This is a genomic window from Cyclobacterium sp. L-R (genome assembly GCF_056859355.1).
The window spans coordinates 14101-34516 of sequence record NZ_JBSXOH010000097.1; the positions used below are offsets into that span (position 1 = coordinate 14101).

A 20416-nucleotide genomic window follows, 5' to 3' on the forward strand; every position below is an offset into this window, starting at 1 on the left:
TATGCAAGCCTATGACAAATCATCGGTTGAAAAAGAGCTTTATCCTTTAAAGGGGATTGTAACAGTGCTCAATACACCATTTACCAAGGAGGATTCCATTGACTTTGATGCTTTAAAAGTTAATGTACTAGAAGCTTTGGAGGCAGGTGTTGCAGGCGTTTTGGTGCCTGCCATGGCCGCGGAAGTGTATAAATTATCCCATATAGAACGTCAGAATATGTTGTCTATGGTTTTGGAGACTGTAGAGGGCAAAATACCTGTTATCGGTGGGGCAGGGGAACAGGACTTATCCAAAAGCAAGGCCCTAATAAAATCTTATCTTAAGCTTGGTTGTAAAAATATCCTGTTTCAAATTCCATTTGTTAACGAAAATCAGTTTAGAAATCATTTTATGGAATTGGCTGAGCTTGATCCAGAAATGATCATGCTTCAAGATTGGGATGCTACAGGATATGGCTTGTCGGATGAGCTAATTTGTGAGCTATTCGAAAACGTGCTGGCTTTCCGTTGTTTGAAAATTGAAACCATTCCCGCAGGACCCAAATATTCACGGATTTTGCAATTGACCAATGGAAGGTTGAATATAAGTGGGGGTTGGGCAGTATCTCAAATGATGGAAGGGCTGCAACGTGGTGTCCATGCCTTTATGCCTACTGGCATGAATTATATATACACCACTATCTACCGCCTTTATGAGGAAGGAAAATCTGAGGATGCAGAAGCTCTTTTTGAGAAGGTCCTTCCTGTCTTGGCTTTTTCCAATCAACACCTGGACCTCTCCATACATTTTTTCAAACGTTTGCTTTTCCGGCAAGGTATTTACCCAACACCCAATGTGCGAAATCCCATTCTTCCTTTTGATGTCCTACATCAAAAATTGGCAGACAAACATATAGATCGTATTTTGCGCATTGAAAATGAGTTAAAAACCCAAAGGTCAAATAAAACCTGATTTTGGAGTTGAAACTATTCCACCAATCACATTAGATTTCTACAAGTTTACCGGTTAGGACCGAACTCAATAAGGCTTACCTATGAACATATTGTCCCACATTAAAAGCCACTAATTTTATTAGATGAAGCGTTTAACGATTATAGGAGGAGGTGCCGCAGCGCTTATGCTTGCAGCACAGTTAGACACAAAGAAGTATAGCGTAAAACTTTTTGATAAGAAAAAAACGGTGGGGCGTAAATTTTTGGTAGCCGGTGATGGAGGATTGAACCTGACTTACAATACCACCTTAGACGACCTCATAGATCAATACTTTCCAAGAGCGTTTATGGCTCCTGTCATTAGTCAGTTTACCAATCAAGACCTGGTGACTTGGTTGAAGAGTCATGATATCTCTACTTTCACAGGGTCTAGCAATCGGGTTTTTCCTGAAATGGGAATAAAACCTATTGAAGTCCTTAATAAAATCACCGCCATTATATCAGCCAAGGAAATAGAATTTCAGTTAGACACCAAGTGGGAGGGCTGGAACAAAGAGGGACAGTTGTGTTTTGAACATATTGAAGACGTAGCAACCGATATCGTTGTATTTGCTTTAGGAGGGGCAAGTTGGAAAGTGACTGGTTCTGATGGGAGCTGGAAAAATTGCTTTGAAAAGAAAGGCCTTAGGGTGCAGCCATTTCAGGCCGCCAATTGTGCTTTTGAAGTTGATTGGAATGAGAACTTTATTGCTATTCACGAAGGAAAGCCATTGAAAAACATTGCTCTGAGTTTTGAGAATCAATTTTCTAAAGGTGAGTTAAATATTTCTAAATTTGGCCTTGAAGGGAACGCCATTTACCCCTTAAGCCGAAGAATTCAAGAAAAACTATTTGAAGGGGAAAATGTTGTCATCAACTTGGATTTAAAGCCTACTATGACAATAGATCAGTTGAAGGCTAAATACAAACGTTCCCGACAGGCTAAAGTGACTGGTATTTTAAGCAAAGATTTAAATCTGGACCGAACTTCTATTGGCCTTTTAAAGCAATTCTGTGACAAAAATACCTTTTCAAATCCTGAGCTGCTTGTACCTACCATCAAATCCGTACCAATTATTATCAAATCCGCTGGAGAATTGGATGAGGCAATTTCTACCATTGGTGGCATTGCCCTGGATGAACTAGATGAGCATTTTCAGCTTAAAAAAATACCCAATTCATATGCAATAGGTGAAATGCTAGATTGGTATGCTCCTACAGGTGGTTATCTTTTGCAGGGCTGTTTTAGTATGGGATTTGTGTTAGCGGAATACTTGAATGGCTTAGAAGCTAAAGAGGGCTAAGCTGATACACTGGTGATTAAACCTAAGGTTAAAAGCGGTTTCTCAATTTCAAGCTTCAGTGAAATTTGAGCTTTTCCATTAGTAACTGTAACCAATCATTGAGATTTAAGTTATAGATTCTAAGGTGTTCGTGAAAGTAAGGAAATTATCAACTTTACCAATTTGTTATGAAAGGACTGTTTGATTTGCTACTTAGTAAAGCTGAAAATAAAGGAATGGCTACTGTGCTATGTGATTTGGCTGCGTTATTATATATCCAAAGTCTTTTATATATTACATATTCAATGTGTAGAAAGAGAGGGAAAACGCTTTCATCGGTTGGGAAAGGGTGGTTACAATTTGAAATCTATTATATCGTGCCTTATGAATCTTTCAAGCGAGGATTCTTTTAGGTGGCGAATTTTAGGATGGAGTACTATCAGATAAATGCATTGCCATAATTTTGGTAAGTGATTTGCGAAAGGCTTAAACATGAAATATGCAATAGACATTCTATACGTGCTGAAATCGCTTTAAAATCAGCCACTTCGTTGCTGTTTTCAATTTCACCATAGCGGTGTTATGCTAAAATCTCCAAACAGCCTGATTGTCTTGCGATTGCAACACTTCCCGTAAACACGGGACAGGCTTCACCCCTGACATTGTCAGGGCGGAGAAATTCTATTACATAATCCGGGTTAAAATGTCATTTCCTTATCTAAAAGAATGCGAAGCTGTGATGGATTACATCCATTTTCAAACAACAATTGAAACCCAATCTTATAGTTTAATGACCGACAATTTTGATCAGTTTGAAGACATAGAAGAAGAACAATTACCAGTTGACAAAAATAAACTCCCCGATTGGACCCATTTTGCAGGACTGTATGCTGCAGAGCATGTGGCAGCAACAGAGTTTGTCATTGGTGCAACTTTTGTTGCATTAGGAGCCAAAACAATGGACATCATGTTGGGGCTATTGATTGGTAATGTCTTGGCTGTTCTCAGCTGGACATTTATTACTTCGCCCATTGCGGTGGATACTAGACTAAGCCTCTATACCTATCTCAATAAAATTGCCGGAGATTCGATGACCAAGCTCTACAATTGGGCCAATGTTATCATCTTTTCGGTTATTTCTGCTGCCATGATTACGGTCTCAGCGACAGCCGTTCGTTTTGCTTTTGATATTCCCGCCCAGTTGAACTGGTACCCTACCAATGCCTGGTTTATATTGATTGTTTTTGCGGTAGGAATTGTTGTGGTCACGATTGCTTTATATGGTTTTAATGCCGTTTCTGAATTTTCAAGTATTTGTGCACCCTGGTTGTTCGTGATGTTTACAAGTGGAGCAATGGTGCTTTTGCCTGCATTGAGCCTTGACGTTTTGGACAAGACCTTACCTGCTGGCTGGGATGATTTTATTACTTTGGGAAATCAATCCATTTGGACAGGAATAGATAGTAACGGAGAGCCTGGTATTGGATTGGTTGAAGTCATTGGTTTTGCCTGGGCAGCAAATACCATTACCCATTTTGGGCTTATTGATATGGCACTTTTACGTTTTGCGAAGAAGAAGTCTTATGGACTGGCTACAAGTACGGGGATGATGTTTGGGCATTATGTTGCATGGATCGCTGCGGGGATTATGGGGGCTGGTGCAGCTGTCATTTTAGGGAAATCAATAGTAGAACTAGACCCCGGAGATGTGGCCTATTATGCACTCGGTTGGTCTGGATTTGTAATCGTGATTGTGGCGGGATGGACTAACGCTATTACCAATCTTTACAGAGCTGGCTTGGCTGCTCAGGCAATTTTTTATACACATTCGCGAAAGAAAACAACCATAGTAGTGGGTTTGGTCACCATCGTTATCGCTTGTTTTCCTTTCGTATTCTCACAAATACTTCCGCTCCTTACCTATGCAGGGTTGTTGGTTGTCCCAGTAGGGGCCATCGTATTTGCAGAACACCAAATTTTTCCCAGAATAGGGTATACCCGGTATTGGCTGTCCTATCGCCAATTGGCATTCAGTACACCTGCCGTAGCTGCTTGGGGATTGGGTTTAGTGTTTGGATTTGGACTAAATGCACTCAATGTAATGTCCTTCTTTTACTTATTTATTCCTACATGGATATTTACAATTCTGATTTATACCATCCTGGCAGCTCGCTATGGTGCCAAACAGAAATACCCAGAGGCTGAGGAAAAGGAAAAATTAAGGAATGAAAATATTGCTAAATTTCAGGAGGAAAAATCAAAATTAGAATTCCCGCATAAAAGTGATAAATCAATTTTCTCAAGCGTGTTAAATGGCTTAGGTATTATAGCACTTCTTATTACTTTGGTTTTGGCTTCTATTGTCCTTTTTGGTAGTGCCAATGAAACTATCTATTTAGAGAACAGAGAAGTATTTTATCGTTAGGCATTTATTTGTACTGTAACCTATTTTGTTGTGGCCTATTGGGCTTTATTACGAGGAAAGCAAAAAAATCAACTTTAAAATGAAAAATCCTATAGCACTAAATCAAAATAACCTAAAAACTATAGCCAATCGTATTCCAAGCCCTAACTATGCCAGAAATGAACTGAAAGCAGGCATGGTGCATGTTGGTGTTGGCGGTTTTCATCGGGCCCATCAAGCTTACTATACCCATAAACTCCAGGAAAAAGCCTTTTCCCCTGAATGGGGGATTTGCGGTATTGGCCTACGAAAAGGTGATCAAAAAATTCATGATGTACTTAAAAAACAGGATGGGCTTTACACCCTAATCGTAAAACATCCTGATGGGAAAATTGAACCCCAAGTAATAGGTTCAATAATTTATTTCAACGTAGGATTCGATAGCCCGGATGAGGTTATAAATAAAATGGCTCACCATGACACCAAAATTGTTTCACTTACGATTACCGAAGGTGGATATAATTTTAATCCATCCACTGGACAATTTGACTTTGAGAATCCTGATATTCAACATGAATTAAAAGATTCTGGGCGTCCTAAAACCATCTACGGTTTTTTGACTGCGGCGCTAAAAAAGCGTCGTGATTCTGGCCTGCCGGCATTCACCGTTATGTCTTGTGACAATATTCAGCACAATGGAGATGTTGCCAGGGATATGTTACTTTCCTTTGCCCGAAGGCAAGACAAAGACCTGGCGTTTTGGATTGAAAAAGAGGTGTGCTTTCCGAATAGCATGGTTGACCGAATTACCCCGGTTACCAACCAATCCGATATTGATTATTTAGAGGAATCCGTGGGTATACAAGATGAGTGGCCGGTAACTTGCGAGCCATTTATTCAATGGGTGGTGGAAGACAATTTCTCAAATGTGCGTCCTGAATTTGAAAAAGTAGGCGTTCAATTTGTTCCTAATGTAAAACCCTATGAGAAAATGAAGCTTCGCCTTCTAAATGCAGGACATTCTGTTTTGGGTATCTTGGGTGCTATCCATGGACATAAGACCATCAATGGCTGTATGGAAGACGATACATTCGTTACCTATTTAAGAAAATTTATGGATGAGGAAGCCACACCAATACTTGATGAACTAGAAGGGATAGATTTAAATTCCTACAAAGACAGCTTGCAGGAGCGTTTTGCCAATCCCAATATAAAAGACAGTGTGAGCCGTATCTGTTCTGAAAGCTCGGCCAAATTGCCTAAATTTTTGATTGCTACACTTCAGGAAAACTTGGATTCAGGGGGAAGCATTCAATATGCCACTATGGTGATTGCTGCTTGGTGTTATTACAGCGACAAAGGTACAGATAAAAATGGTCAGCCAATAGAAATTATTGATGCCATGGCTGCTGAACTAAGACAAAAAGCCCAACAGACCAAAGCTGATACTCTGGCTTTTATTAAACAAGAATCCCTTTTTGGTGATCTTAGTAAAAATGAGCGCTTTGCTAAATGTTATTCAGATTTTGTACAACAAATTTACAAGGATGGAAACATTAAAGCGCTAATGCAAACCATGATTTAATTACCATCATAAAATAGACTTACAGCGATTTATAGAAATAATTTATGGGTGAACTATTTTACCATTTTGGTGTGGCACTGGCTATTGGCTTGCTAATTGGGATGGAACGTGAATTTAAAAAGTCCGATGAGGCACAACAATTCCTTTTCGGCGGGATTAGAACCTTCCCTTTGCTTGCGCTTACAGGTTGTTCTGCAGCCATGTTGGGTGATTTAATGAATTCACCTTGGGGCTTTGTTCTTCCTATAGTTATTACAGGGGCTTTTTTAGTGGTCGCCTATTTAGGGACTGTTAATAAAAGAGACTTTGGAATGACCACCGAGGTAGCTGCATTATTGACGGTAATTATAGGAGTTTTTTGCTATTATGGACAAATAGAACTTGCTGTAGCATTGGGAATAATTGTTCTGGTTTTACTGTCTTTTAAAGTGAAGCTGCATGAATTTAGTAAAATGCTTACTCGGGAAGAAATTGTCAGCTTGGCCAAATTTGGCTTAATGACGGCCATTGTACTGCCTGTACTTCCAAATGAACCTACTTTACCTGCTCCCTTTGATGTTTTAATATTAAGGAATATCTGGTTAATGGTTGTTTTAGTGACAGCCATTGGAATGGTTGGGTATTTCCTAAAAAAGCTTATTGCTAACCGAAAAGCAATAGTTTTAACTGGTTTTATAGGTGGATTAGTTTCTAGTACAGCGGTAACTTTATCCTTTTCCTCGCTAAGCAAAGGACATTCCACACTTTCCAAAGCCTATGCCGTTGCTATAATCGTTTCATGGATTACTATGTTTCTCCGCATTGTAGCAGAAGTTGCTGTTGTCAATACAAATTTGGTAAAAGACATGTGGATACCTATGACTTCGGCAGCCATTGCAGGGGGATTGTATTGTTGGTTTTTGTACAATAAAGATGGCAAGCATGAAGCCATAGCGGATAATGTTGAAGTAGAAAAACCATTTTCCTTGAAAAAATCACTAATTTTTGGAGGTCTTTATGCGGCTGTTATTGTTATTGCGAATATTGCTCAGATTAACTTTGGTGACAAGGGTATTTATTTATCGGCTATAGTTGCCGGGTTTACTGATGTAGATGCCATAACCCTTTCGATGGCCGAAATGAGTCGCGTTTCTGGAAGTGTTGATCCAGATGTCGCCATACAAGCCATTTCATTGGCTGCCGTTTCTAATACCCTGGTGAAAGCATCAATAGTATTTACCACTGCTCATAAAGTTCTTAAGAAAGAGATTTTGCCTGGGCTGTTATTGATTGTTCTCGCAGCTTTGGCAACTGTCTTCTTTATCTAAAGTTTGATAAAAAATGGAGTGAATACTTTAATAAGCAGTTTGGCTACGGTTTATTTAGGTTTAAACCTATAAGGAAATAATGATTTTTAGAAAATGTGCAGTTCGGGGGTAAAAGCCAATGTGGCAAAATACCAGGGGGATGCTTCAAAAATAGTACTTATTGGCTATTCTGCCGGAGGACAATTGGCCACTTGATTATGTAATAGGATTCGTTATGAGTGGTGTAATCACAATAAAATCAGGCTATTTGGAGATTGAGTCATAGCACCGCTATGGTGAAGTCGAAAATAGCAACGAAGTAACTGATTTTAAAGTGATTCCATCACATAATAGAAGGTCTATTGCATATTTCGGGTTTAAAGTATCAGGCTATGTGTACTTCCATCTATTAAAAACCAGATAAGAGGATTTTGAAAAGGCAAGGCTATGGTTTGAAATTGAGCAAATTCCTTGACTATTGAATACAAGCAGTATTTCAGGTTTACCTATGGTAAATTGGTATTTACCCTGAGTTTTCTGACAACGATTTTTATTACCCTAAAATACCTCTTTCCCAATTTCGAAAAATAGTATCATTATTTAAAATAAAAGTAATAGAGTCTCTATGTGAGTGGTGGTATATTTGATCAAGAAAAAAATGAATATGACTATAAAAATGAGAGAAAGCCTGGTCCTTAATAAATTAAGGGCGGGAGAAAACGTTTGTTCTTTTAAGGTAAACCTAGCAGATGCTCGGGTAGTGGAAATTGCTGCACAGGCAGGATTTGACTGCTTGTGGTTGGATCAGGAACATATCGGTCAGGATTGGTCTATTTTGGCTTCTCAGATTTGGGCTGCCAAATCTCAAAATAAAGATACGCTAGTAAGGGTTCCCAGGGGGAGTTATAGCGATTATGTAAAGCCATTGGAATTGGATGCCAGTGGTATAATGGTGCCCCATATTATGAGCCTGGAAGATGCCAAGAAGGTAATTGAAATGACGCGTTTTCATCCCATCGGCAAGAGAGCCATTGATGGAGGGAATGCAGATGGTGGCTATGCTGCTGGTAATTTCAAAGATTACCTTCGGGATGCCAATCAAAAGCGTTTTGTGATTTTTCAGATTGAAGATCCAGAACCTTTGGAGGATTTGGAAGCCATTGCACAGTTGGAGGGGTTTGACATGTTGTTTTTCGGCCCTGGAGATTTCAGCCAGGCCATAGGAGCTCCAGGAGATATGGATCATCCCAAAATTCAGGAAGCAAGGCAGAAGGTGGTGGAAGTAGCCAGGAAATATGGGAAGTTTGCAGGCACCACGGGTCCATTGGCCAAAGTTGCTGAATACCAAAAAATGGGCTATCAGTTTATGAGTATTGGTGCTGATGTTTTGACATTGACCCAATATTGTAGTGATCTAGTGACAGGTTTTCAAGAAGGACCTGAGGTTAATGATACTGACAAAGGTTATTACGACACAAAAAAATGAACCGTAAAACCTTAGGAAATACAGGATTGGAAGTATCTTCCATTGCTTTTGGAGGAGTGGAAATAGGACTACCTTATGGGCCTGGTATCCACTCGGAAAATGACATGCTGCAGGAAAGTGAGGCAATTTCTCTGCTTCACCTAGCATTGGACCGTGGTGTGAATTTTTATGATACTGCAAGAATGTATGGAAAAAGCGAAACCTTAATAGGGGAGGCTTTTGCCCATCGACGTGAGGAAGTCGTGATTTGCACAAAATGTCAGCATTTGAGGGATGCTACAGGGAATTTACCAGAAGAATCACAACTGGTCAAAATGATCAGGGACTCTCTGGAAAATAGTCTGAAGGCATTGAGAATGGATGAAGTGGATGTGTTGATGTTGCATCAGGCAGATCTGGAGATTTTAAATAACGAAACAGTTTCACGCACCTTTGAGGATCTGAAAAAAGCAGGATTGGTTAAGGCAATTGGAGCTTCTACTTATTCATTGGAGGAATCAAAAACTGCTATCAACTCAGGGATTTATGAAGTAATCCAGTTACCCTTTAATTTACTGGATCAGCGTCAGGGAGAAATTTTTGAACTAGGTGCGGCTAAAGGAATTGGTCTTGTAGTACGCTCTGTTTTGCTAAGAGGAATGCTTAGTGATCGTGGGAAAAACCTTAAAGAACCTTTGGCTGAAATTGAAAAACACATATTAAAATACGCAATGCTTGCTGCGGAAGAAGGACTTACATTGCCGGAATATGCAACAAGGTTTGTCCTAGACCAACCCAATATATCTTCTGTGTTGGTTGGTATAGATAAACCGATTTATTTAGAAAAAGCATTGGAAACAGCCGAATTACCCAGTTTGAGTGAAAAATTACTTGCTGGGGCCATTCCTTTTCCTGATCCGGAATTTATCGATATACCCAAGTGGGACAGGATGGGCTGGCTTTAATCTGAAATAGCCTTCTCTGACTTGTCTAAGGGAGTGATTCCTTTAATGGATAAGTTGTGAATTGACAGAGTCGTGGACTAAATAATGAACCAAGTTAACTACTAACAAAAATCATATGTTAAAAATAGGAATGATAGGAATGAGTCCGGGAAATGCCCATCCCTATTCCTGGTCTTCAATCATTAATGGAACATTTGATGGCGAGCTTATCAGCGCCATTGGTTATCCGGCCGTGTCAGATTACCTTCAAGCCAATATAGATACCTTGGGTATTCCCGGGGCTTCGGTTAGTCATGTGTGGAGTCAGAATACTGAAATTAGCCAGAGCATTGCGAAAAATGCTGGAATTCCTTTTGTTGTGGACAAACTTGAGGACATGATTGGCGAGGTGGATGCGGTTATCTTAGGTAGAGATGATCCTGAAAACCATGTAGGAATGGCCAAGCCTTTTCTGGATGCTGGAGTGCCTCTTTTTATTGACAAGCCTTTGGTCTATTCTAAGGAGGATCTTGATTATTTTATTCAACAACACCATTTAGGAAAAGTTTTCATGTCATGTTCTTCGATGCGTTATTCGCAGGAATGTCGAACCGTGAAAACAGGCATTAAATCGTTGGGAAAAATTCATTTGGTCACTGCTGTAGGTAAAAAAGACTGGAAAAAGTATGGTGTACATCTTCTGGAAGCACTATTTAGTACACTAGATGATCCAAAGCCCGTGAAGGTGCAGCATATTGGGGAAGTTGATGAGGACATTGTATTGGTTACTTTTGAAAATGGAATAAAAGGAACTGTACATCTATTCAAGGATATATGTGGGACTTTTCAACTCAGCTTTTTTGGTGAAAATGGATGGAAAATCGCAGATATTCAAAATTCTTATTCCATGTTTAGGGACAATCTAATTGTATTTATTGATGCCCTAAAGGAAGAGAAGCCTTATTTAGATTTTGCAAAAACCGCAGCCATCATGCAAGTAGTGATAGGAGCAAAAGAAAGTTTTGAAAATGGTGGGAAGGTTGTTAATTTAGAAAAACATGGACGTTAAAGAATTACTAAGCTTAAAAGGAAAAATAATTGTAGTCACTGGTGGTTCCGGTCTATACGGAAAATGTTTGGTGGAAGGTTTGGCCGAAGCAGGTGGTACTGTTATTACTACCTCCAGGGACATAAAGTCAGCAGAAAAAACAGCAGCTTTTTTTCAAGAGAAAGGGCTGGACGTTTACCCTATGGAAGTAGATCAGGGAGAAACTGAGTCTGTGAATCGCTTTACCAATAACCTAAAAGAGAAGTTTGGGAAATTGCATGTGTTTGTAAACAATGCCGTTTCCAGACCAATGAAGGGGTACAATGCACCTTTGTCGGATTTCGATGAATCAATGCGCGTAAATGCTACAGGAATGTGGGATTTGTTAAAGTCCATGTCTGACCTCATCATTGAAAGTGGAGGAGGAGCAGTGATCAATATTAGTTCGATGATGGGCATGAAAGGCCCCGATTTGTCCAATTACGATGGCACCAGTATGGGAGATTTACCACCAGATTATTTCTTCCACAACGCTGGTATGATTAATCTTACTCGCTTTATGGCCAAAATGAATGCTGGTAAAAATATTCGCTTCAATTGTATTTCTCCGGGTGGGTTGTTCAATAACCAGCCTGAGAAATTTGTTGAAAATTATAACAAAAAAGTACCAATGAAGCGGATGGCCAATAATGACGACATAAAAGGGTTAGCTGTTTTGCTAGCTTCTGAAGCTGGCGCCTATATAAATGGTGAAAACATTTTAATGGATGGAGGATTAAATGCCTGATCCAAATATTTATAGTGCCATAAAATCACCTTTTTCCCTAGAAGGGAAAACAATTTGGGTGGCTGGTGGTGCTGGATATTTGGGACAAGCAGTGGTGAGACTGCTTTGCACTCAAGGAGCCAGGATTTTGTGCATTGATAAGGAAGACAGGGCTTTTGCCTTTGCCGATGAAGCCAAATTGGGTCCGTTATTGCAGCCTTCTCGTTTTGATCTTGCCGATACGGATGGCATTGGTGGTTTTGTGCAGGAGAATTGCGAACAACTTGGCATACCGGATGGAATGGTCAATATGGCCTATGCGGCTAGTGGGAAGTCATTTGATGCATTAGAAGCGGCAGACTTCGATCAAGCAAATCATGCGGGGATAACAGCCACTTTTATTTTTGCAAAAGCTGTAGGAGATAAAATGTTGGAAAAATCATCAGGAAGTCTACTTCTGTTTGGGAGCATGTACGGAATGCAGGCACCTGACAAGAACATGTATGAACCACCAATGTTACCAAATCCAATAGAATATGGTGTTGGGAAAGCAGGTATTATTCAGATGACCAAATACCTGGCCATGCAATTTGGCGCAAAAAATATCAGGTGCAATAGTATTTCTCCAGGGCCATTTCCAAATGAGAAAGTACAAGAAGATTATCCGGGATTTGTAAAGAAGCTTGAGCAAAAAACCTTTCTAGGAAGATTAGGTGAGGCCAATGAAGTGGCAGGAGCTGTTGCCTTTTTACTTTCAGATGCTTCCACTTATATTACAGGTCATAACCTGATAGTGGATGGTGGATGGACTGCCTGGTAATAAAATATTTAAACAATTAAAAAAGATTAAAATGAAAAAGATAGTACACCCTAAGAGAGATTTAAGTTTTGATACTGGCGCTTATTCTGACGCAATTTTAACGGATGGCTTTTTATTCGTATCAGGACAAGCATCAGTAGATTTTGAAACCTCGGAATTCAAATTGGGTACCATTGAAGAAGAGACCCAAAGAACACTTGAAAATATTAAAGCCATTATTGAAGCTGCAGGTGGGACAATGGACAATGTGGTAAAATGTACCGTTCATTTGTCTGATATTTCTGAATTTGACCGATACAATAAAGTGTACGCAAGTTTCTTCAAAAACACCAAACCTGCCCGCATCACGGTTCAATCGGTGTTGGCGGAAAACCTTAAGGTGGAAATAGACTGTATCGCCAAAATACCCACCTTGAAATGAGTAAACGACTGATTCTAGATGCGCATTTGGACTTGTCCATGAATGCCATTGAGTGGAACAGAGATTTGAGTAGACCACTTTCGGAAATTAGGCAATCAGAAATGCACATGCCTGACAAACCCGATAGAGGCCGGGGAACTGTTTGTTTACCTGAGCTTAGAAAAGGTAAGATTGGGATAGTGGTGGCCACGCAATTGGCCCGATATTCTCCGCCCGACTCCGCCCTTTCAGGCTGGAATTCTCCTCAACAAGCATGGGCTATGACACAGGCTCAGTTGGCTTGGTACCGTGAAATGGAGGCTCAGGGAGAAATGAAGCAGATTTTAAATCGGAAAGATTTGGATGAGATGGTGGACTTATGGGTAGATGATTCTATTCCAGATGAAACAAAGCCAATAGGCTACCTGCTCAACCTTGAAGGTGGGGACTCTTTGGTCTCTCCAAGCTATCTGGATAGAGCCTATGGTTACGGATTAAGGGCTTTAGGGCTTTCACATTTTGGTCCTGGAAGGTATGCCCCGGGAACAAAGTCAGAAGGACCTATTACTGAATTGGGTAAAGAATTGCTCCAGAAAATGGAGGGATACCAAATGATATTAGATGTTACGCATTTGACGGATCAGGGATTCGAACAGGCCATGGACTTGTATTCTGGACCACTTTGGGCCAGCCATCACAATGTGCGTAAAATTGTTCCGAATCAACGGCAACTTACCGATGAGCAAATCAATAAGCTGGTGAACCGTGGTGCTGTTATTGGAGGTATGTTGGACTGTTGGGCCATGGATATTCGATTTATTGATACCATTTCAGATCCCTGGCAATTGGATATCAAATTGGAGCATCTGGTAGACCATTGGGACCATATATGTCAATTGGCAGGAAATAGCGAACACATAGGTATAGGTAGCGATTTGGATGGTATTTTTGGTACCGAGCAATCTCCCTGGGACCTTAATTCCATAGCCGACCTTCAAAAATATGAAGCGATTTTAGATAGAAGAGGCTATTCCTCTGAAGATATTGATAATATATTCCATGGTAATTTCCTGCGGTTTTTAAGAAACTCATTGCCCGAAAGTTAAATTTTGATCCATTACTAATTCCTTTAATCAATGTCCAATAATTTTCAGGCTGGTGCTGCCAGTGTCGATACGACTCCTCCATTAGGAACAATCATTAATGGAGACTTTGTCACCCATTATGCACAGAAAATCCATGATCCCCTGCATGCCAAAGCTCTTGTGCTTAAAAATGATACACGAACCCTAGTTTTAGTGGTGGTAGACATTTGCATTTTGGGCAAAGAATTGCTGGATGGTACCAAAGCTATTATCGAAAAGCAATTTGGCATTCCATCTGAACAGGTTTTGATCTCAGCCACTCATACCCATGCTTCTGGAGCTGTTGAAGATGTACATATGGTACCGGCAGATTTGGCATACAGGAAGCGCTTGCCGGGACTTATCGTGGAGGCAGTTGGGAAAGCCATTGACAAATTGAGACCTGCTCAACTGGCCTTTGGGACGGCTGATGCACCAGAATATGTGGTGTGTCGTAGGTATTGGATGAAAGACAGCTATACTCCCTTAAATCCTGTAACAGGGAAGGCTGATACGATTAAAACGAACCCTTTTGGGGTGGAAGAGGAGATTATAAAACCACTTAATACGCCAGACCCAGAACTTGGGTTCCTGGCGGTTAAAGGTTTGGATGATAAATGGATAGCCATTTTAGGTAATTATTCCCTTCATTATGTTGGGGATTGGGAAAATGGAACCATATCAGCTGATTATTTTGGTAGGTTTGCTGCAGCCTTGAAAGAGAAGTTGGATGCAGGCCCTGATTTTGTGGGGATAATGAGCAATGGTACAAGTGGAGATATCAATATCTGGGATTTTAGCGGACAGAAAGAATTCCCTAAAGGAGAATTGGCTAAAAGTACAAAAATAGCCAATGATTTGGCCGACAAGGTTTTGGAGGGGTTGGAAGGTGTACAGTGGGATCAGGCCCCCTATCTGCATAGCAGTTTCGCAAACATTAAGGCTGGTAGAAGGATGCCAGACAAGGATGAACTGGAGATTGCCAGAGGGATTTTGGCTACTGGTGGACTTGAGGATTTGAAGCCAGACACCCAAGGTTGGCGCAAGCTTTATGCGAGAGAACAAATGTTGCTCAATGAATTTGCTGATGCAGCGGAAAGTGCTGTGCAGGTTTTGCATATTGGCGAAGGGAAAATTGGTGCATTACCCGGAGAGTTTTTTGCTGAAACAGGGCTGAAGCTCAAAGCTGAAGTAAAATGTCCTTATTTCACTATAAGTTTAGCCAATGACAATGTAGGCTATGTACCGCCAGCACATGAAATCGAGAAGGGGGGCTATGAAACATGGAGATGTAGGATAAGCAATCTTTTACCTGATGCGGAAGACTTGTTTAGAAAAAAACTGCTTGAATTAATTCACGATGATAAAAATTCTTAATTTTGATTTCAGCTTAAAATTAAGAAGTGAAAAAAGAAAAGTGGTTGGAACAATTAAAGGGGAAGGTGCCTGAAAACGCCTTGTCTTATTGTTTTTCCCTTTGGGAAGAAGAACCTTTTGTTATTGAAATCACCAAATCGAGAAGGTCAAAGTTGGGTGATTTTCGGTATAGAAGAGACAAAAGCATACAGAAAATTACTATCAACCATGATCTGAATCAATACCAATTTCTGATTACCTATATTCATGAGGTGGCTCATCACCGTGTGTTTAGTCAGCATAAGGAAAGGATAGGGAAGGGTATCATGCCTCATGGCATAGAATGGAAGCGATCTTTCAAGTGGTTGATGGCGCCCGTTTTGCATGAGCGGGTATTTCCAAAGGACGTTTTAATACCTCTCAAGCTACACATGAGCAATCCAAAGGCTTCCACAGGAGCTGATCTCTTCCTGATGAAGGAGTTGCGAAAATACGACAAGGATGCGGTTAAATTTGAACAACCTTTCCTTGGAGACCTGCCACAACATGCACATTTCGAATTAAGAGAAAGGGTTTTTAAGAAAATTCGTTCACAAAGGTCCAGAGTATTGTGTCAGGAGATTTCGACGGGGAGAAACTACTTGATATCCAATAATGCCCTAGTCAAGCAAGTGGATGGCCCGGGTGATGTTCCTTTTTAGTATGGATTTGTGGAGGATCATTAGTAAAGAGGCCTAGGCATTTATTGCTCTCCTGAAATTTTGTTTCGGGCATTTACACCCAAAGTCCTGAGTTTTTCAGCTTGGGAAAGAAGATTTCCTTTGCCAGTTTTAAGTTGCTTGATGGCTGTATTATAGCTATCCTGGGACTTGTCAAGATGTTTTCCTACATCTTCCAAGCTGTTAACAAAATTAGAAAGCTTGTCATAAAGTTTTCCTCCTCTTTCGGCTATTTCCAAGGCATTTTTAGATTGATCATCTCTTATCCAAAGGTCCTTGATCATCTTAAGGGCTGCGATTAGATTGCTGCTACTGATTAATAATACTCGCTTTTTGTAGGCATATTCCCAAATCTGGGGGTCGGCTTGAAGGGCTACTATATAGGCCGCTTCTAGAGGTACGAACATGATCACAAAGTCTAGGGCCTTTGCATAACTTTCATATTGCTTAGCAGAAAGCTGGTCTATATGGGTTTTTATAGCCTTAAGATGAAGATCAAGGGCTAACTTTTGCTCGGTTTCCCCAATAGTACTGCTGTATTTCTCATAAGCTATAAGTGATATTTTACTATCAATGATAACTTTTTTGTCATCGGGATAATGGATAATCACATCAGGTTGCATTCTCTTGCCATCTGGCCCGATTAAAGGGTGCCCATTTTCATCTTTCAAAAATCCCTGAATGCTATAATGCCTGTCTTTTTCCAATCCGGAATTTTGAAGAATGGTTTCCAATATGGCCTCACCCCAATTTCCTCTGATTTTGGCATTGCCTTTCAGGGCATTGGTTAGGTTTTTGGCTTCCTGGCTGATTTGCTGATTGAGCACTGCAAGTTCCTTGACCTTTCCTTCCAAAGAAAAGCGCTCCCTTGATTCCATGGCATAGGCTTCCTGAACCTGCTTTTTAAATGCTTCCAATTCTTTCCCCAGAGGCTGGAGAATGTTGCTGATGTTTTCCTGATTCTGGTTGGTGAATTTTTTGGACTTTTCCTCTAGAATTTTGTTGGCCAACAATTCGAACTCTTGTTGAAACCTAGTCCCCATTTTGTCAAGCTCCTGTTTTTGAAAAATCAGTTTTTCCTTCAAAAAAAGCAATTCACTCTCCAATTTTCCTTTGTCCAAGGCAAGCTCATGATTTTCTTTTTCAAGGGACTTGACAGAAATCAAAAGGGCTTCATTTTCTTGTATTATCCCCTCTTGTTGGTCTTGAAGGAGTCGGGTTTTTTCGCTGTAGCGCTCCTTTTCCAAGTTTAGGGCGTTTAGACTTTTATCCAATTGGTTGCGCTTCTGTTGAGTTTGATACAGAATTATGGCCAGTACGGCTATGATTCCTAGCATCAAAAATAAAAGCGCAACCAGTTCAATTGCCATTTATACGTAAATTAAGAATCTGCCTGTTTTCTTTGGCGAATGGCTTCGTAAATAACAATTCCAGTGGCTACAGATACATTAAGACTCTCAATCTGGCCATGTACAGGTACTTTCACGAATTCATCGCACAATCCCAGTAATTCATCAGAAACCCCATCTTCCTCAGACCCCATTACCAATACAGTAGGAGTCGTAAGATCTGCTGCATACATCATTCGGTCAGTTTTCTCAGTTACTCCCACCACTTTTAGGCCTGATTTTTTTAGGTCTTTAAGTGTGTAGTAAAGGTTTCTTACCCTACTTACAGGTAGGAAATTTAGGGCTCCTGCAGAAGTTTTGACCGCATCAGAATTGATCTGAGCACTGCTTTTTTCTGGTATAATGATGCCGTGTACACCTGCAACTTCAGCCGTACGTGCTATGGCTCCAAAATTCCGAACATCAGTAACCCTGTCTAGCATCAAAATAAGTGGAGCTTCGCCTTTAGTAAAGGTACTGTCCACCACGTTTTCCCAAGATGCGTAAGCAATCGAGGAGATATAGGCAATAACTCCCTGATGATTCTTCCTGGTAATACGATTAAGTTTACTTTCCGGCACTTTGGTTACCGGGAGTTTTTTCTCTTTCGTTAAAGCAAGTAACTCTTTAAGAAGGTCACCTTTCAGTTCCTTATTGACCAGTATTTTGTCTATTTCCCGATCTGCATTCAAGGCCTCCATAATGGGCCTGATGCCAAAAATAAAATCTTTTTGGTCTTCGTTTCTGTCGATTAAAAAACCATCCTTCCGTTTCTCCATGCTGTGATTGTTTTGAACCATACCGGCTGATAAGCTCTGGATCGGTTCAATGTATAATATTGTGGGGTTAATATATTTTTTACCCGTGCAAAGGTAAAGGTTATTTTTGAATTAGAATCCTGAGCGAGGTAAACCCAGGTCTCTTTATCTAAATTAAAGTAAACTTCCTGTGGAGGGCCCATTATAATATACACCATTCCACGGTCCGTAGCCCAACCTTCTTTGAAATCGGTGAATAGAATATTTGCAAATTCTACCTGTCTAAAATATTCTTTTATTAAACTTTTGGCAGCATCCTCATCTCTGGTCATTCTTATCCAGTATTCATCCAGTGCTATTTTTTTGTTTTCGGCAGCCAGGAGAGTTTCATGTTCTTTTCTAGTGGAAATATAAGCCACCATTTGGATCATCTCTTCCCAAGTGGATACCTTAGGGAAAGCTTTCCCTGCTGTTTTGATCATCAGTCCGGCTGCTGTAGTGGTGTCCTCCTGAATAAAATAATAGCCTGATTTTTCAAAGGGGACAGGGACATTAACTAAGAAGTCACCTTCATTTATTACTTGTGTTTCCTTAGCGATCTCTGGTGTTTTGGTTTCCATTGGAGGTAAAGGAATTGCAAAACTCTGAGGGTAAAAGTACCTGTATAGACTTACGCTATTCTCACTTTTGAAGAGCAAAGATTCTTCAACATTCAAGAAATTTTGGTCATAAGGAATGTCATTTCCGAAATAAGCCCCAAAGGAGGGTTGATCGGCTACAAATGGACTTATTAAGTCGGCATGATACACATATTCATCTTCCTGACGTGTGTCTGTAGCCCTAAATATTACATAAGCCTGATCAGAAGAGGAAGGTATATCTACTGTTTCTTCAAAATAAAAATGACCATCTGTGTCTTTTTTTAATAGATCCTTGTCTAATGCAATTACATTGTCATCATCAATTTTCTGTTCAAAACTATTGACAATGGTGTATGAGAAAAGGTAATCATCAAAATTGGCTTCATCTTCTATTTTTTCCACCAGCATTTGAAGCTTAAAAGTTCTTTCCAAAATTTTGATTGGGATGACTTTTAATGAGATTCTCGAATACCTGGAATACCTTAAACTCTGGTTTATACTTTGCAGATTGTTTTGAGCAAAGGTGGAAAAGGATAGCAGGGTTAAAATAAATAAAAACCCAATATTTCGTTTCATATGCAATGACTTTATTTTTTCCATAGTTGGTTTTAAAAATTAACCTTAATTTTGTTGAAAATAATAAAATTTTAGATGGCTACCTATACAACGGAAATTACTTCCGATAAGTTGATCAGTGACAACCCAATTCATCAACGCCTTTTTAAGGCATACATTGTTGCTAAAGAATATGTTTCAGGCAATCTTTTAGAAATAGGCTGTGGTGAAGGCAGAGGTGTACATGTCCTTGGCCCTTTGGTTGATCATTACCACGGTTTGGACAAGATAGGAGAAATCTTGGACAGACTAAAGGATAAATTTCCTGAATTTACTTTTGAACAGGCAATTATTCCACCAATGGACAATCTAAAAGATGACTCCTTCGATACTGTAGTGAGTTTTCAGGTAATAGAGCATATCCAAAATGACAAAAAGTACCTTGAAGAGATTTACCGTGTGCTAAAGCCTGGAGGTATGGCATTGATATCTACTCCAAATATTCGATTTTCATTGACGAGAAATCCTTGGCATATCCGGGAATACACTCCCGCTCAATTAAAGGAATTATGTGCATCTATTTTTGATAAGGTGGAGACTAAAGGAATTGGTGGGAATGCTAAAGTATGGGATTATTACAATGCCAATAAAGAATCTGTAAATAAAATCACCCGCTGGGATGTGCTTAACCTTCAGTATAGGTTGCCCGCTTGGATGTTGAGAATACCCTATGAGATTCTTAATAGAGCCAATCGGGATAAGCTACACAGAAAGCAAGGGAAGGCTGTAGAGCAAATAGAGCATTCAGATTATTTGTATGTTGATGACCCTGAAAATGCCCTTGACCTTTACTATATTTTACATAAAAAATAGGTATAAAAAAACCGGCTGCTCATTGTGAA

At 40.0% G+C, this 20416-nt stretch carries 19 protein-coding genes; 16 read left to right on the forward strand and 3 right to left on the reverse strand.

The annotated features are described in order from the left end of the window. The first annotated feature begins 1 nt into the window (after position 1). From AC13EX_RS21740 to AC13EX_RS21810, 15 genes are all read left to right on the forward strand, one after another. The gene (locus AC13EX_RS21740; RefSeq protein WP_482894316.1) at positions 2-952 is read left to right on the forward strand and encodes a dihydrodipicolinate synthase family protein; all 951 of its coding nucleotides are present in this window, start codon (positions 2-4) and stop codon (positions 950-952) included. Between the two features lie 124 nt (positions 953-1076). Continuing rightward, positions 1077-2276, forward strand: a complete 1200-nt coding sequence (locus tag AC13EX_RS21745; RefSeq protein WP_482894317.1) for a TIGR03862 family flavoprotein — start codon at positions 1077-1079, stop codon at positions 2274-2276. Between the two features lie 682 nt (positions 2277-2958). After that, a complete protein-coding gene (locus AC13EX_RS21750; RefSeq protein WP_482894318.1) occupies positions 2959-4680 on the forward strand; it encodes a purine-cytosine permease family protein in 1722 nt (573 codons plus the stop codon). Between the two features lie 79 nt (positions 4681-4759). Next, the gene (locus tag AC13EX_RS21755) at positions 4760-6244 is read left to right on the forward strand and encodes a mannitol dehydrogenase family protein (protein ID WP_482894319.1); all 1485 of its coding nucleotides are present in this window, start codon (positions 4760-4762) and stop codon (positions 6242-6244) included. Positions 6245-6288: 44 nt separating this feature from the next. Beyond that, a complete protein-coding gene (locus AC13EX_RS21760) occupies positions 6289-7551 on the forward strand; it encodes an MgtC/SapB family protein (protein WP_482894320.1) in 1263 nt (420 codons plus the stop codon). Positions 7552-7644: 93 nt separating this feature from the next. Continuing rightward, the gene (locus AC13EX_RS21765) at positions 7645-7746 is read left to right on the forward strand and encodes a hypothetical protein (RefSeq protein ID WP_482894321.1); all 102 of its coding nucleotides are present in this window, start codon (positions 7645-7647) and stop codon (positions 7744-7746) included. Between the two features lie 460 nt (positions 7747-8206). Beyond that, entirely contained in the window at positions 8207-9016 is an 810-nt protein-coding gene (locus AC13EX_RS21770; protein WP_482894322.1) for an HpcH/HpaI aldolase family protein, read from the forward strand. Next, on the forward strand, positions 9013-9960 hold the full coding sequence (locus tag AC13EX_RS21775; RefSeq protein ID WP_482894323.1) for an aldo/keto reductase: 948 nt from the start codon (positions 9013-9015) through the stop codon (positions 9958-9960). The genes AC13EX_RS21770 and AC13EX_RS21775 overlap by 4 nt, the downstream gene beginning before the upstream one ends. A gap of 115 nt (positions 9961-10075) precedes the next feature. After that, positions 10076-11008, forward strand: coding sequence for a Gfo/Idh/MocA family protein (locus AC13EX_RS21780; protein WP_482894324.1), 933 nt, complete (start codon positions 10076-10078; stop codon positions 11006-11008). Continuing rightward, on the forward strand, positions 10998-11774 hold the full coding sequence (locus tag AC13EX_RS21785) for an SDR family oxidoreductase (protein ID WP_482894325.1): 777 nt from the start codon (positions 10998-11000) through the stop codon (positions 11772-11774). The genes AC13EX_RS21780 and AC13EX_RS21785 overlap by 11 nt, the downstream gene beginning before the upstream one ends. Further along, positions 11767-12573 carry an SDR family oxidoreductase gene (locus AC13EX_RS21790; protein WP_482894326.1) on the forward strand — a complete coding sequence of 269 codons (807 nt, stop codon included), beginning with the start codon at positions 11767-11769 and terminating at the stop codon, positions 12571-12573. Before AC13EX_RS21785 ends, AC13EX_RS21790 begins: the two co-directional genes overlap by 8 nt. A 31-nt stretch (positions 12574-12604) precedes the next feature. Next, positions 12605-12994, forward strand: coding sequence for a RidA family protein (locus AC13EX_RS21795; protein WP_048644263.1), 390 nt, complete (start codon positions 12605-12607; stop codon positions 12992-12994). Then, entirely contained in the window at positions 12991-14079 is a 1089-nt protein-coding gene (locus AC13EX_RS21800) for a dipeptidase (RefSeq protein WP_482894327.1), read from the forward strand. The genes AC13EX_RS21795 and AC13EX_RS21800 overlap by 4 nt, the downstream gene beginning before the upstream one ends. A gap of 30 nt (positions 14080-14109) precedes the next feature. Further along, positions 14110-15474 (forward strand): hypothetical protein, encoded by a 1365-nt coding sequence (locus AC13EX_RS21805; protein WP_482894328.1) that lies wholly within the window; start codon positions 14110-14112, stop codon positions 15472-15474. A 26-nt stretch (positions 15475-15500) separates the two neighbouring features. Beyond that, positions 15501-16154: a transcription elongation protein SprT gene (locus tag AC13EX_RS21810; RefSeq protein WP_482894329.1), complete on the forward strand. Its 654-nt coding sequence runs from the start codon at positions 15501-15503 to the stop codon at positions 16152-16154. Positions 16155-16195: 41 nt separating this feature from the next. Here AC13EX_RS21810 and AC13EX_RS21815 read toward each other — a convergent pair whose 3' ends face one another. The 3 genes from AC13EX_RS21815 to AC13EX_RS21825 are packed head-to-tail and all read right to left on the reverse strand — an operon-like array spanning position 16196 to position 19535. Continuing rightward, positions 16196-17542, reverse strand: coding sequence for a DNA recombination protein RmuC (locus AC13EX_RS21815; RefSeq protein ID WP_482894330.1), 1347 nt, complete (start codon positions 17540-17542; stop codon positions 16196-16198). A gap of 11 nt (positions 17543-17553) precedes the next feature. Continuing rightward, positions 17554-18339, reverse strand: coding sequence for a 23S rRNA (guanosine(2251)-2'-O)-methyltransferase RlmB (gene rlmB / locus AC13EX_RS21820; RefSeq protein ID WP_048644262.1), 786 nt, complete (start codon positions 18337-18339; stop codon positions 17554-17556). Continuing rightward, on the reverse strand, positions 18312-19535 hold the full coding sequence (locus tag AC13EX_RS21825; protein ID WP_482894331.1) for a GWxTD domain-containing protein: 1224 nt from the start codon (positions 19533-19535) through the stop codon (positions 18312-18314). The genes rlmB and AC13EX_RS21825 overlap by 28 nt, the downstream gene beginning before the upstream one ends. A 75-nt stretch (positions 19536-19610) precedes the next feature. Here AC13EX_RS21825 and AC13EX_RS21830 point away from each other — a divergent pair, with 75 nt between their 5' ends. After that, the gene (locus tag AC13EX_RS21830; protein ID WP_482894332.1) at positions 19611-20387 is read left to right on the forward strand and encodes a class I SAM-dependent methyltransferase; all 777 of its coding nucleotides are present in this window, start codon (positions 19611-19613) and stop codon (positions 20385-20387) included. Positions 20388-20416: the final 29 nt, after the last annotated feature.